Source organism: Mycoplasmopsis gallinacea (assembly GCF_012220205.1).
GTDB classification, from domain to species: Bacteria; Bacillota_I; Bacilli_A; order Mycoplasmatales; family Metamycoplasmataceae; genus Mycoplasmopsis; species Mycoplasmopsis gallinacea_A.
Genome location: NZ_CP047225.1, coordinates 1 through 14,587 on the forward strand (window position 1 = coordinate 1; position 14,587 = coordinate 14,587).

Genomic DNA, 14,587 nt, shown 5'->3' on the forward strand with positions numbered 1-14,587 from the left:
TTTGTCCTCTGAAAACTGAATAGTAAATTCTTTATAATAATTCATTAAAATGTCTTGAATAACATCTTAACTTTCAAACCTATCAATTTATTAGTAATGGTCAGCTGAATGTATTACTACACTTACACTTCCATCCTATCAACCTCGTAGTCTACAAGGAATTTCAAGGGAATACTCATCTCTGAAGAGGCTTCCCACTTAGATGCTTTCAGCGGTTATCCCTTCCGTACTTAGCTACCCAGCTATGCTCCTGGCGGAACAACTGGAACACCAGCGGTACGTCCACTCCGGTCCTCTCGTACTAAGAGCAGCTCTCATCAATATTCCAACGCCCACATCAGATAGGGACCGAACTGTCTCACGACGTTCTGAACCCAGCTCGCGTACCGCTTTAATTGGCGAACAGCCAAACCCTTGGAACCGACTCCAGCTCCAGGATGCGATGAGCCGACATCGAGGTGCCAAACCTTGCCGTCGATGTGATCTCTTGGGCAAGATAAGCCTGTTATCCCCAGGGTAACTTTTATCCGTTGAGCGACTGCCGTTCCATGACGTACAGCCGGATCACTAAGTCCTGCTTTCGCACCTGCTCGACTTGTAGGTCTCGCAGTCAAGCACACTTCTACCTTTGCGCTCTACATATGGTTTCTGACCATATTGAGTGTACCTTTGAACGCCTCCGTTACCTTTTAGGAGGCGACCGCCCCAGTCAAACTACCCACCACGCACTGTCCCCCCACCGGATAACGGCGGCAGGTTAGAAACTCAACATACCAAGGGTGGTATTTCAACGGCGACTCCCTTAAGGCTAGCGCCTTAAGATCAACGTCTCCCACCTATCCTACACATGTTAGGCCAAGTTCCAATACGAAGTTGTAGTAAAGCTCCATGGGGTCTTTTCGTCTTGATGCGGGTACCCAGCGTTTTCACTGGGACCATAATTTCACCGAGTCTAGTGTTGAGACAGTTGAGAGATCATTGCGCCTTTCGTGCAGGTCAGTATTTAGCCGACAAGGAATTTCGCTACCTTAGGACCGTTATAGTTACGGCCGCCGTTCACCCGGGCTTCATTTCAACGCTTCGCATAAGCTAACGCATCCACTTAACCTTCGGGCACTGGGCAGGCTTCGCCCCCTATACATCACCTTACGGTTTAGCAGAGAGCTGTGTTTTTGATAAACAGTTGCCCCTCACAATTTACTGTGGCCAACTCAAAGTTGGCACCCCTTCTCGCGAACTTACGGGGTCATTTTGCAGAGTTCCTTAACACTAGTTTTCTCGCTCGCCTTAGAATACTCATCTTGGGAACGTGTGTCCGTTCTCGGTACAGGTGACCGTTATTTTAAACGTTTAGAAGCTTTTCTTGGAAGCATGAAATCACATAATTCGCTCAAATGAGCTATGCATCATACATCCCGGTTATAGAGTGCGCATTTAACTACACTCACCAGTTTGCATTTACCCCCAAATCCAATAATGGGTAATGTTATCCTTCTCCGTCACTCCATCACTAATAACAGCCAGTACAGGAATATTAACCTGTTATCCATCGAATACGCCTTTCGGCCTCTCCTTAGGTCCTGACTAACCCTGGGTGGACGAACCTTCCCCAGGAAACCTTTCCCAATAGGCGTTGAGGATTCTCACCTCAAATCGTTACTCATACCGGCATTCTCACTTCTTAGCGCTCCACCAGTCCTTACGGTCTGACTTCACCGCCCTAAGAACGCTCCTCTAACGTACTTTCGTACCCGTGGCTTCGGTATTGTGTTTTACTCCCGTTACATTATTGGCGCAAGATCTCTTGACTAGTGAGCTATTACGCACTCTTTAAAGGATGGCTGCTTCTAAGCCAACCTCCTAGTTGTTTATGAAATCTCACAACCTTTCTGACTTAACACAATTTTGGGACCTTAGCCGACGATCTGGGTTGTTGCCCTCGCGAGCCGGGACGTTAGCACCCCGGTTCCGACTGCATGACAATACACAATGGTATTCGGAGTTTGATTATAGTCAGTACCGCTAGGCGCGGCCATTCCATATTCAGTGCTCTACCACCAAAGTTTAACATCACACGCTAGCCCTAAAGCTATTTCGAGGAGAACCAGCTATCTCCAAGTTCGATTGGAATTTCTCCACTATTCACAAGTCATCCGGGCACTTTTCAGCGTACTACGGTTCGGCCCTCCACTTGGGGTTAGCCAAGCTTCAGCCTGCTCATGAATAGATCACATGGTTTCGGGTATATGACAACATACTAAACGCCCTATTAAGACTCGATTTCTCTGCGGCTCCGCTTTTATCCACTTAACCTCGCATGTTATCATAACTCGCCGGTCCATACTGCAAGATGTACGCCATCACCCTTTAATGGGCTCTGACTAATTGTAAGTAAGTGGTTTCAGAATCTATTTCACTCCCCTCCCGGGGTTCTTTTCACCTTTCCCTCACGGTACTAGTTCACTATCGGTGTCTGGTTAGTATTTAGCCTTACCGGATGGTCCCGGCAGATTCAGACAGGGTTTCACGTGCCCCGCCCTACTCAGGATACTATCAGAAGTCTTTACCATTTCGCTTACGGGAGTATCACCCTCTTTGCTTAGCTTTCCCACGCTATTCTGCTATGATAAAGATTTGTAACTTCATATAGATAGTCCTACAACCCCGACTAATGTCGGTTTGGGCTCTTCCACGTTCGCTCGCCGCTACTAATGGAATCATTATTTATTTTCTCTTCCTGTTGCTACTAAGATGTTTCAGTTCACAACGTGTCTCGTCTGTATAACTATTTTATTCATTATACAGCAACTAGAAATTACTCTAGCTAGGTTTCCCCATTCGGAAATCCCCGTATCGTAGCTCATATCCAGCTCCACGAGGTTTATCGCAGGTAATCACGTCCTTCATCGACTTCCAGACCCAAGGCATCCACCACAAACTCTTACTTATTTAAAAGTTGTAACAATATTTACCTATTTGTTTGATGTATTCAAAGACATTTCAATAAATTATTATTTTTAGAATAATAATTAACTCGGTATCACAAAACAAATTGACTAATTTATTTTTTGATGTCGTTGTTATATTAATTTAATATCTTTACTTTACTATTCAGTTTTCAAAGAACAAAGAGAGAAAGTTCTCTCAAAACTAGATATATGACATGACCTATTATTTGTCGTTAATATTTAATAATTTTTGTTGTATTTTTCAGCACTAAACTGAAAGGTGTACTCCGTAGAAAGGAGGTAATCCATCCCCACGTTCTCGTAGGGATACCTTGTTACGACTTCACCCCAGTCACCAGTCCTGCCTTAGGCAGTTGTCTCCGTAGTTAACAAAACCGACTTCGGGCATTACCAGCTCCCATGGTGTGACGGGCGGTGTGTACAAGACCCGAGAACGTATTCACCATAGCGTAGCTGATCTACGATTACTAGCGATTCCGACTTCATGTAGTCGAGTTGCAGACTACAATCCGAACTGAGAATGGTTTTTTGAGATTTGCTCCACGTCGCCGTATTGCGTCTCTTTGTACCATCCATTGTAGCACGTGTGTTGCCCCACTCGTAAGAGGCATGATGATTTGACGTCGTCCCCACCTTCCTCCCGGTTACCCGGGCAGTCTCCCTAGAACGTTTAACTAAGGACAAGGGTTGCGCTCGTTGCAGGACTTAACCGAACATCTCACGACACGAGCTGACGACAACCATGCACCATCTGTCATTCTGTTAACCTCCACTATATCTCTATAGCTTTGCAGAAGATGTCAAGAGTGGGTAAGGTTCTACGCGTATCTTCAAATTAAACCACATGCTCCACCGCTTGTGCGGATCCCCGTCAATTCCTTTAAGTTTCACTCTTGCGAGCATACTACTCAGGCGGATGATTTAATGCGTTAGCTGCGCCGATGAGTTCCCCATCAGCTAATCATCATCGTTTACGGCGTGGACTACCAGGGTATCTAATCCTGTTTGCTCCCCACGCTTTCGTCTCTCAGTGTCAATATGTGTCCAGTTAGCTGCCTTCGCCATGTTGATGTTCTTCCTTATATCTACGCATTCCACCGCTTCACAAGGAATTCCGCTAACCTCTACACAATTCTAGTTTGCCAGTATCCAATGCAATTTGGGGTTGAGCCCCAAGTTTTCACACCAGACTTAACAAACAACCTACAGACGCTTTACGCCCAATAATTCCGGATAACGCTTGCAACCTATGTATTACCGCGGCTGCTGGCACATAGTTAGCCGTTGCTTTCTGATAAGGTACCGTCAAGGTCAAGGCATTTCCTCCTCGACTTTTTCTTCCCTTATAACAGCAGTTTACAACCCGAAGGCCTTCATCCTGCACGCTGTGTCGCTCCATCAGGCTTTCGCCCATTGTGGAAAATTCCCTACTGCTGCCTCCCGTAGGAGTCTGGGCCGTATCTCAGTCCCAGTGTGGCGGATCAGTCTCTCAACCCCGCTAAACATCATCGCCTTGGTGAGCCATTACCTCACCAACTAGCTAATGTTACGCACCCCGATCCCCTTGTGAAGCTTTAAAGGCTCCTTTTATAAATACCTCATGCGAGATATTTAAGTATCCGGTATTAGCGCTAATTTCTCAGCGTTATCCCAATCAAGGGGGCACGTTAAGTACGTGTTACTCACCCATTCGCCGCTAAGTTCCGAAGAACTCCGCTCGACATGCATGTATTAGGCACACAGCCAGCGTTCATCCTGAGCCAGGATCAAACTCTCGAAAAAATTGACTGTCATGTACATTGTATATATCTAGTTTTCAAAGAACTTTTTAATTCGCAAATGTTGCTAAATTATTATAGCATAAACATTTTAATTTAAAAAACATTTTTTTGAAAAATTTTTTAAATTTCAGAGTTGCAAAAATTTTATAAGAAAACTCCTAAAAAAGGAGTTTCATTATTTTGTCCTCTGAAAACTGAATAGTAAATTCTTTATAATAATTCATTAAAATGTCTTGAATAACATCTTAACTTTTAAACCTATCAATTTATTAGTAATGGTCAGCTGAATGTATTACTACACTTACACTTCCATCCTATCAACCTCGTAGTCTACAAGGAATTTCAAGGGAATACTCATCTCTGAGGAGGCTTCCCACTTAGATGCTTTCAGCGGTTATCCCTTCCGTACTTAGCTACCCAGCTATGCTCCTGGCGGAACAACTGGAACACCAGCGGTACGTCCACTCCGGTCCTCTCGTACTAAGAGCAGCTCTCATCAATATTCCAACGCCCACATCAGATAGGGACCGAACTGTCTCACGACGTTCTGAACCCAGCTCGCGTACCGCTTTAATTGGCGAACAGCCAAACCCTTGGAACCGACTCCAGCTCCAGGATGCGATGAGCCGACATCGAGGTGCCAAACCTTGCCGTCGATGTGATCTCTTGGGCAAGATAAGCCTGTTATCCCCAGGGTAACTTTTATCCGTTGAGCGACTGCCGTTCCATGACGTACAGCCGGATCACTAAGTCCTGCTTTCGCACCTGCTCGACTTGTAGGTCTCGCAGTCAAGCACACTTCTACCTTTGCGCTCTACATATGGTTTCTGACCATATTGAGTGTACCTTTGAACGCCTCCGTTACCTTTTAGGAGGCGACCGCCCCAGTCAAACTACCCACCACGCACTGTCCCCCCACCGGATAACGGCGGCAGGTTAGAAACTCAACATACCAAGGGTGGTATTTCAACGGCGACTCCCTTAAGGCTAGCGCCTTAAGATCAACGTCTCCCACCTATCCTACACATGTTAGGCCAAGTTCCAATACGAAGTTGTAGTAAAGCTCCATGGGGTCTTTTCGTCTTGATGCGGGTACCCAGCGTTTTCACTGGGACCATAATTTCACCGAGTCTAGTGTTGAGACAGTTGAGAGATCATTGCGCCTTTCGTGCAGGTCAGTATTTAGCCGACAAGGAATTTCGCTACCTTAGGACCGTTATAGTTACGGCCGCCGTTCACCCGGGCTTCATTTCAACGCTTCGCATAAGCTAACGCATCCACTTAACCTTCGGGCACTGGGCAGGCTTCACCCCCTATACATCACCTTACGGTTTAGCAGAGAGCTGTGTTTTTGATAAACAGTTGCCCCTCACAATTTACTGTGGCCAACTCAAAGTTGGCACCCCTTCTCGCGAACTTACGGGGTCATTTTGCAGAGTTCCTTAACACTAGTTTTCTCGCTCGCCTTAGAATACTCATCTTGGGAACGTGTGTCCGTTCTCGGTACAGGTGACCGTTATTTTAAACGTTTAGAAGCTTTTCTTGGAAGCATGAAATCACATAATTCGCTCAAATGAGCTATGCATCATACATCCCGGTTATAGAGTGCGCATTTAACTACACTCACCAGTTTGCATTTACCCCCAAATCCAATAATGGGTAATGTTATCCTTCTCCGTCACTCCATCACTAATAACAGCCAGTACAGGAATATTAACCTGTTATCCATCGAATACGCCTTTCGGCCTCTCCTTAGGTCTTGACTAACCCTGGGTGGACGAACCTTCCCCAGGAAACCTTTCCCAATAGGCGTTGAGGATTCTCACCTCAAATCGTTACTCATACCGGCATTCTCACTTCTTAGCGCTCCACCAGTCCTCACGGTCTGACTTCACCGCCCTAAGAACGCTCCTCTAACGTACTTTCGTACCCGTGGCTTCGGTATTGTGTTTTACTCCCGTTACATTATTGGCGCAAGATCTCTTGACTAGTGAGCTATTACGCACTCTTTAAAGGATGGCTGCTTCTAAGCCAACCTCCTAGTTGTTTATGAAATCTCACAACCTTTCTGACTTAACACAATTTTGGGACCTTAGCCGACGATCTGGGTTGTTGCCCTCGCGAGCCGGGACGTTAGCACCCCGGTTCCGACTGCATGACAATACACAATGGTATTCGGAGTTTGATTATAGTCAGTACCGCTAGGCGCGGCCATTCCATATTCAGTGCTCTACCACCAAAGTTTAACATCACACGCTAGCCCTAAAGCTATTTCGAGGAGAACCAGCTATCTCCAAGTTCGATTGGAATTTCTCCACTATTCACAAGTCATCCGGGCACTTTTTAGCGTACTACGGTTCGGCCCTCCACTTGGGGTTAGCCAAGCTTCAGCCTGCTCATGAATAGATCACATGGTTTCGGGTATATGACAACATACTAAACGCCCTATTAAGACTCGATTTCTCTGCGGCTCCGCTTTTATCCACTTAACCTCGCATGTTATCATAACTCGCCGGTCCATACTGCAAGATGTACGCCATCACCCTTTAATGGGCTCTGACTAATTGTAAGTAAGTGGTTTCAGAATCTATTTCACTCCCCTCCCGGGGTTCTTTTCACCTTTCCCTCACGGTACTAGTTCACTATCGGTGTCTGGTTAGTATTTAGCCTTACCGGATGGTCCCGGCAGATTCAGACAGGGTTTCACGTGCCCCGCCCTACTCAGGATACTATCAGAAGTCTTTACCATTTCGCTTACGGGAGTATCACCCTCTTTGCTTAGCTTTCCCACGCTATTCTGCTATGATAAAGATTTGTAACTTCATGTAGATAGTCCTACAACCCCGACTAATGTCGGTTTGGGCTCTTCCACGTTCGCTCGCCGCTACTAATGGAATCATTATTTATTTTCTCTTCCTGTTGCTACTAAGATGTTTCAGTTCACAACGTGTCTCGTCTGTATAACTATTTGATTCATTATACAGCAACTAGAAATTACTCTAGCTAGGTTTCCCCATTCGGAAATCCCCGTATCGTAGCTCATATCCAGCTCCACGAGGCTTATCGCAGGTAATCACGTCCTTCATCGACTTCCAGACCCAAGGCATCCACCACAAACTCTTACTTATTTAAAAGTTGTAACAATATTTACCTATTTGTTTGATGTATTCAAAGACATTTCAATAAATTATTATTTTTAGAATAATAATTAACTCGGTATCACAAAACAAATTGACTAATTTATTTTTTGATGTCGTTGTTATATTAATTTAATATCTTTACTTTACTATTCAGTTTTCAAAGAACAAAGAGAGAAAGTTCTCTCAAAACTAGATATATGACATGACCTATTATTTGTCGTTAATATTTAATAATTTTTTGTTGTATTTTTCAGCACTAAACTGAAAGGTGTACTCCGTAGAAAGGAGGTAATCCATCCCCACGTTCTCGTAGGGATACCTTGTTACGACTTCACCCCAGTCACCAGTCCTGCCTTAGGCAGTTGTCTCCGTAGTTAACAAAACCGACTTCGGGCATTACCAGCTCCCATGGTGTGACGGGCGGTGTGTACAAGACCCGAGAACGTATTCACCGTAGCGTAGCTGATCTACGATTACTAGCGATTCCGACTTCATGTAGTCGAGTTGCAGACTACAATCCGAACTGAGAATGGTTTTTTGAGATTTGCTCCACGTCGCCGTATTGCGTCTCTTTGTACCATCCATTGTAGCACGTGTGTTGCCCCACTCGTAAGAGGCATGATGATTTGACGTCGTCCCCACCTTCCTCCCGGTTACCCGGGCAGTCTCCCTAGAACGTTTAACTAAGGACAAGGGTTGCGCTCGTTGCAGGACTTAACCGAACATCTCACGACACGAGCTGACGACAACCATGCACCATCTGTCATTCTGTTAACCTCCACTATATCTCTATAGCTTTGCAGAAGATGTCAAGAGTGGGTAAGGTTCTACGCGTATCTTCAAATTAAACCACATGCTCCACCGCTTGTGCGGATCCCCGTCAATTCCTTTAAGTTTCACTCTTGCGAGCATACTACTCAGGCGGATGATTTAATGCGTTAGCTGCGCCGATGAGTTCCCCATCAGCTAATCATCATCGTTTACGGCGTGGACTACCAGGGTATCTAATCCTGTTTGCTCCCCACGCTTTCGTCTCTCAGTGTCAATATGTGTCCAGTTAGCTGCCTTCGCCATGTTGATGTTCTTCCTTATATCTACGCATTCCACCGCTTCACAAGGAATTCCGCTAACCTCTACACAATTCTAGTTTGCCAGTATCCAATGCAATTTGGGGTTGAGCCCCAAGTTTTCACACCAGACTTAACAAACAACCTACAGACGCTTTACGCCCAATAATTCCGGATAACGCTTGCAACCTATGTATTACCGCGGCTGCTGGCACATAGTTAGCCGTTGCTTTCTGATAAGGTACCGTCAAGGTCAAGGCATTTCCTCCTCGACTTTTTCTTCCCTTATAACAGCAGTTTACAACCCGAAGGCCTTCATCCTGCACGCTGTGTCGCTCCATCAGGCTTTCGCCCATTGTGGAAAATTCCCTACTGCTGCCTCCCGTAGGAGTCTGGGCCGTATCTCAGTCCCAGTGTGGCGGATCAGTCTCTCAACCCCGCTAAACATCATCGCCTTGGTGAGCCATTACCTCACCAACTAGCTAATGTTACGCACCCCGATCCCCTTGTGAAGCTTTAAAGGCTCCTTTTATAAATACCTCATGCGAGATATTTAAGTATCCGGTATTAGCGCTAATTTCTCAGCGTTATCCCAATCAAGGGGGCACGTTAAGTACGTGTTACTCACCCATTCGCCGCTAAGTTCCGAAGAACTCCGCTCGACATGCATGTATTAGGCACACAGCCAGCGTTCATCCTGAGCCAGGATCAAACTCTCGAAAAAATTGACTGTCATGTACATTGTATATATCTAGTTTTCAAAGAACTTTTTAATTCGCAAATGTTGCTAAATTATTATAGCATAAACTTTTGAAATAAAAACAATTTTTATAAATTATTTTTGAATGATTTTTAAAAGTACTTGTTTAAATTTGCGTGCTATTATTATAACACTGCTTTTTGAAATTGCAAAATAAAAACGCAAAATTCTTTGAATTTGCGCTTAAGTTAAATTTTGACACTTTTATATTAATAAATATCTTCGTTATTAAAGTCTATTTCACCGATTTTAGAAGAAGCTTCAATGAGATCTTCTAAAATTTTGGGATTGGCGTTTTTATTAATAACATTTGGGTCAATATTACTAATATTAATTTCTTTCCCATAATAGTAACTAATTAGTTCATTTGTTGAATTATTTTCTACGTTTTCATCTAATTGCAAAATATCTTTTTTAATTAAATTAGAACTGCTCATTGATCAACGCACTATCTCATCTGAGTTTCCATACACGCTATGAAACTTATGGTCAATTTGATTTTGAATATTTCGAATTCAAAACTCTTTTGTAAAAGGAAGTGCATTATTATGCTTTTGAATAAATAATTTTTGTGAAAAGGGGTGAATTTGTCTTCTTGAAAGAAGTTCAATTGGTCCTTTTTCAATAATGGTGTTATTACTAAAGATATAAAGTAGGTCAAAATTTCCTAAAATAAAATCTAAATTGTCACTAATAAATACAGGAGTTAGATCATTCATGTCCATGATTTTAGAAAGTGCCCGCATAAATTCGTTTCGGGTATACTCATTAATATTATTTGAATCTTTAACAATTAATAAAGAAGTTTCATCTAAATAAAACTGAGATAGTTTAAGTTTGATTTTATCAACTTCTTTTTGCTCTTTATAAGCAATTAAGTAGTTAGCATTAGCAACTGAAACTGCATCATGACATTTATAAAATCTTTGAAGAGTTAAAAAGTATTTATTGAATTTTTCACTTTCAAGATTATCTAAGGTGAAATTATAAAAGTTAGTAAGAAGCTCTTCATAAAAACTAAATTGCATAAATTTAGTAAGCGAGCTAGAAAATTCATCGAAAATATTACTTTGGTGCTTGTGAAAATTGTTTTTAGTTACAATTTGGGCTGAAGTGAATTTTTTCAAAATAAAGAAGATTTCTTTTTTAGTTTTTTTAACATTAGTTACTAATCTTTTTAAACGATTTTGTTTATTTTTGATTAAGTTGTTAAAAAGTTTCTTTTGGTTATCTTCAGATCATTTATATTCAGCTTTAGCTAAATTTAATTTTTCCTGAGTGTTTAAAATATCAAGCTTATTTTGTTGAGTGATTTTATTTTCAATTTTTTTATTTTTTAATTCTTTAATTTGAGCTTCGGTATCTTTGATGGTTTTTTGAATCTTACGCATTTTATTATATGAACGAATGATTCATTTATCTAATGAAAAGCTAAGTTCATTGAAGATAAAAAGCTTAAGAGCACTTTTATAAGAAATGGTTAAATTTTTCTTATAGCTAAAGTTCATATTTTGAACAAAGAAGTCAGCTTCTTGTTCCATAATATTTTTAAGATTTCATAAATCATTTTCAGAAAGAAAAGCAATCTTTTTAAAATTAGTTTTAAAAGTATGGGCAATTTTTTCATATGCTAAAATTTGCTTTTCAAGAAACTCAAATTCTTTGTTTCCTTTTTTATTAATAATTAATGATTGCTTAAATTTTAGTGTTGAGATTTTAACTTTAATATCTTTTAAGGTTCTTTTTAAAAACTTGGATGATTTATACTTAATTTGTTTTGCATAATCTTTAAAAAAATAAAGATCATATTGGTAGTTTTTAATTTTAATATCATTAATTACGTATTGCATTGACTTAGAGTCAATTAATTTTAAATAATAAAGCTCTTTTTCTAAGTGCTTAATAACATCTTTTTGGTTAGACACTTCTGTTTTAAAATAATTTTCTTGAAGTAAAGAATATTTTTCAAAAAGATCTTTAATAATCCCAATGTAAACTTCAAATAAATTGTTTTGATATTCACGAGTAATTTCGGTTAAATGAGTATGGATTTGAATTAGCTCATCTTTAATAACAACTTGCTTGTTTTTGATTTTAGAATAATGGATGTTAATTTCTTTAAGAAAATCATTGTTAAGAGCAATGATTTTTTCAGCTTGGCTGGCAATGATGTTAAAAAAGACATTTTTTAAAGTAATTTTTAAGTTGGTTGAAAGGAGCTTAAAAATGTCTTTTTCTTTTTTTGATGGTTTCATCTTGCTACAGATGTTTCAGATACTAAAAAGCGGGATATCATTATCTTTTTCTTTGATAATGTCGCTAAGGTTAAAAACTGAAATTTCATCAAAGACATCTTTTTTATTATGAAGCACATTCCTAATTTTATAGCTGCTACTTTCGTATTCAAAAAGAGATAAAAGTACTTCTTTGTTTTTTAAAATTCCGTTGTAAAGATTATAAAAATTTAAAACATCATTTTTTTCACTAATATAAAAACCAGTCTTTAAATTTTTATAGACTTCAAGTTCAGGAATATAAAGGGTTTTTACAGGGTCATTTTGATCATAAATAAATAAATTTTCGAGTTTAATAAAAAGTTTTTTGTCCATACAAACTCCAATTATTTATATGATAAATTTTTGTTTTTGTTAATTAACTTAGAGATGATTGTATATGAATAATAAATGACAAAGATGTTGAATCAAATTTTAAGCGGTGAAGAGATCACGTGTTGTAAGATTCAAAGTAATATTTCACTATTATCATTACTTCCAAGTGCATATAAGTCAGCAAAAGAAAGGATTGGAACATTAATAAGTTCTAAGAACCCTGAGAAAATAATAATTGGAACTATTTTTAAATAAGTTGAACTTTTCATTTTAAATCTTGAAATTGTGATCATGAAAAACTGACTTGAAATTCCAGCAAGCATCAGAGCTAAAATTCCTCTTCGGTCTTTAATTAAACTTCTTTGAATTAAATCATCTTTAACCACAAAACCAATGTATCATACAATAATTGCAATAATAATTAATAAAAAGAGCATTCCAACAATCATATTAATGTTTTTAAGCATTGAAATGGTTCCGTATTGTTTTGCATAAGTTCTTTTATTGTTAAAGTAAATAACTTTGGAAGCATATTTATTGATAAGCTTTTCGTCATTTTTAGCTACAGCTAATTTATATTTATCTCCATAATATTGAATTTTTGCACTATAAACTTTAACCCTAAATTCAACTCCAAAAGCATAATTTAAAAAGCGAATAAAGAATCATCCAAAAATTCCTGAGACAACTCCGTTAATTGTTGCTGCAAGAGTATAAAGAGGGTTATAAGTAGCTGGCGGGATAAAAATTAGCGAAAGTAAATCAGAAACTAAACCAACAAAACCGCCAATAAGTGGTCCAAAGATAAATCCGGTAATTTTAATTGGAAGCCCTAAAAAAGAAACCTTGTAGGTAGGAAGGGCGATAATTGGAACAAGTTGTGCTGAAATAATTGTAAAAGCAACAGAGATAGAAATCAAGATAGCAACAAAAACCATCTTGCGGATGGTTCATTTTTGAATAATCCCTAAATCTCTTATTCATTTAAAAAATGACAATTGACCAATTACCTTTTTCATATTTTTATATTTTATATTAATATTTTCGAATTGTTTTATTATTTTATTTTAAATACTCCTCATTTTATATGCAATCAAAATAAATTATATAAACTGGGACATGAAATATGCACAAAAACATATTTCATGTCCCAGTTTAAAAAGGGTTTTTAATTAATAAACATTTACACAAATATATATAATTTAGTTAATTAAAAATATTAAAAAAGGATCAAGAGATGAAAAAACTTTTTAAAAACAAATTATTGTTACTTCCACTTGGCGGGGTGACTTCAGCATTTGCTTTTACTTCATGCAACAACACAAAAGCAGCTACCGAAGAAGAAAAACAAGCTGATAATCATGTTGTTAAATTTGAAGAAATGAAAACAACTCAAATTCAAATTTGAGGTCAATTACTTGCTATTTTTAAAGCAATAAATGAGGAGATTTCAAGCAATGCATTTGAAAATGAGCAAGATTTGAATCATTTTATTGATAAATGAAGTGAATTGAATTTTTTTGAAAAATACAAAGAGTTGATAAAGAAACATAGTCAAGTACTTTTTGGAGTTAATTACCTTGCGAAAATAAATCAACTTAATAAAAATTTTATTGCTGTTATTGAAGGCATTGCTAAAGATGAAAATACATCAGTAATTCAAAACAAAGTAAAAGCATTTTCTCGTTTATATATGACATATGTTTTTGGAAAAGATAATACTTTCAAAAATATGCAAAACTTCTTTGCTTCAATTCCTACTTCAGATAAAGAACTTGCTAAAATAATCTCCATAGCTTTACCTAGCATATTAAAACTTCCTGTCGCAAATATTCCAAATATCGGTATTCTTGTTGAAAAATTAGCTGGAGGCCAAATTAGTGAAGAGGATATTGTAAATGAAATTACTAATGTTGTTGTTCCAGTGCTCATGAATTCAAAAGAAGAATTTAAAAAGATTGTAGATTTACTTAAAAATAAAGAAATTAAAAATGAAAATGATTGATTTGACAAAAAAGAAGTGCAAAAATTAATGGATGCTTTATTTAAAGAAGGTGCTCCTAACGAATCATTATGAATTTTTGATTTATTAATTAATAATGGTGAAAAAGTAAAACAATTAAGTTCAAGCGAAAAAGCTAAAATTTTAGAATTTATGAGATTAATGAAACAACAAATCGCAGAAACTCTCCCATTATACCTATCAAGTTTTGAAGCGCTTAAACTTATCATATCTCCTGAATAATAATTAATAAAAAACG

The 14,587-nt window shown here is 38.8% G+C and carries 3 protein-coding genes and 4 rRNA genes; 1 reads left to right on the plus strand and 6 read right to left on the minus strand.

What is annotated here, in order from left to right; genetic code table 4:
* Window positions 1-69: 69 nt before the first annotated feature.
* The 6 genes from GOQ20_RS00005 to GOQ20_RS00030 all read right to left on the minus strand — a co-directional run bounded on the left by GOQ20_RS00005 (window position 70) and on the right by GOQ20_RS00030 (window position 13,345).
* Window positions 70-2,955, minus strand: a 23S ribosomal RNA gene (locus GOQ20_RS00005).
* Between the two features lie 286 nt (window positions 2,956-3,241).
* A 16S ribosomal RNA gene (locus tag GOQ20_RS00010) occupies window positions 3,242-4,751 on the minus strand.
* A gap of 247 nt (window positions 4,752-4,998) precedes the next feature.
* Window positions 4,999-7,884: ribosomal RNA gene (locus GOQ20_RS00015) — 23S ribosomal RNA — on the minus strand.
* Between the two features lie 287 nt (window positions 7,885-8,171).
* Window positions 8,172-9,681: ribosomal RNA gene (locus tag GOQ20_RS00020) — 16S ribosomal RNA — on the minus strand.
* Together the 16S and 23S rRNA genes form the textbook arrangement of a ribosomal RNA operon.
* 245 nt (window positions 9,682-9,926) lie before the next feature.
* Window positions 9,927-12,326 carry an MAG1360 family OppF-related protein gene (locus GOQ20_RS00025; protein WP_167844893.1) on the minus strand — a complete coding sequence of 800 codons (2,400 nt, stop codon included), beginning with the start codon at window positions 12,324-12,326 and terminating at the stop codon, window positions 9,927-9,929.
* 11 nt (window positions 12,327-12,337) lie between these two features.
* The gene (locus GOQ20_RS00030) at window positions 12,338-13,345 is read right to left on the minus strand and encodes an ECF transporter S component (RefSeq protein ID WP_167844894.1); all 1,008 of its coding nucleotides are present in this window, start codon (window positions 13,343-13,345) and stop codon (window positions 12,338-12,340) included.
* Between the two features lie 218 nt (window positions 13,346-13,563).
* On the opposite strand from GOQ20_RS00030, the gene GOQ20_RS00035 reads away from it, so the two are divergent.
* Window positions 13,564-14,571, plus strand: coding sequence for a hypothetical protein (locus GOQ20_RS00035; RefSeq protein ID WP_167844895.1), 1,008 nt, complete (start codon window positions 13,564-13,566; stop codon window positions 14,569-14,571).
* The last annotated feature ends 16 nt before the right edge of the window (window positions 14,572-14,587 follow it).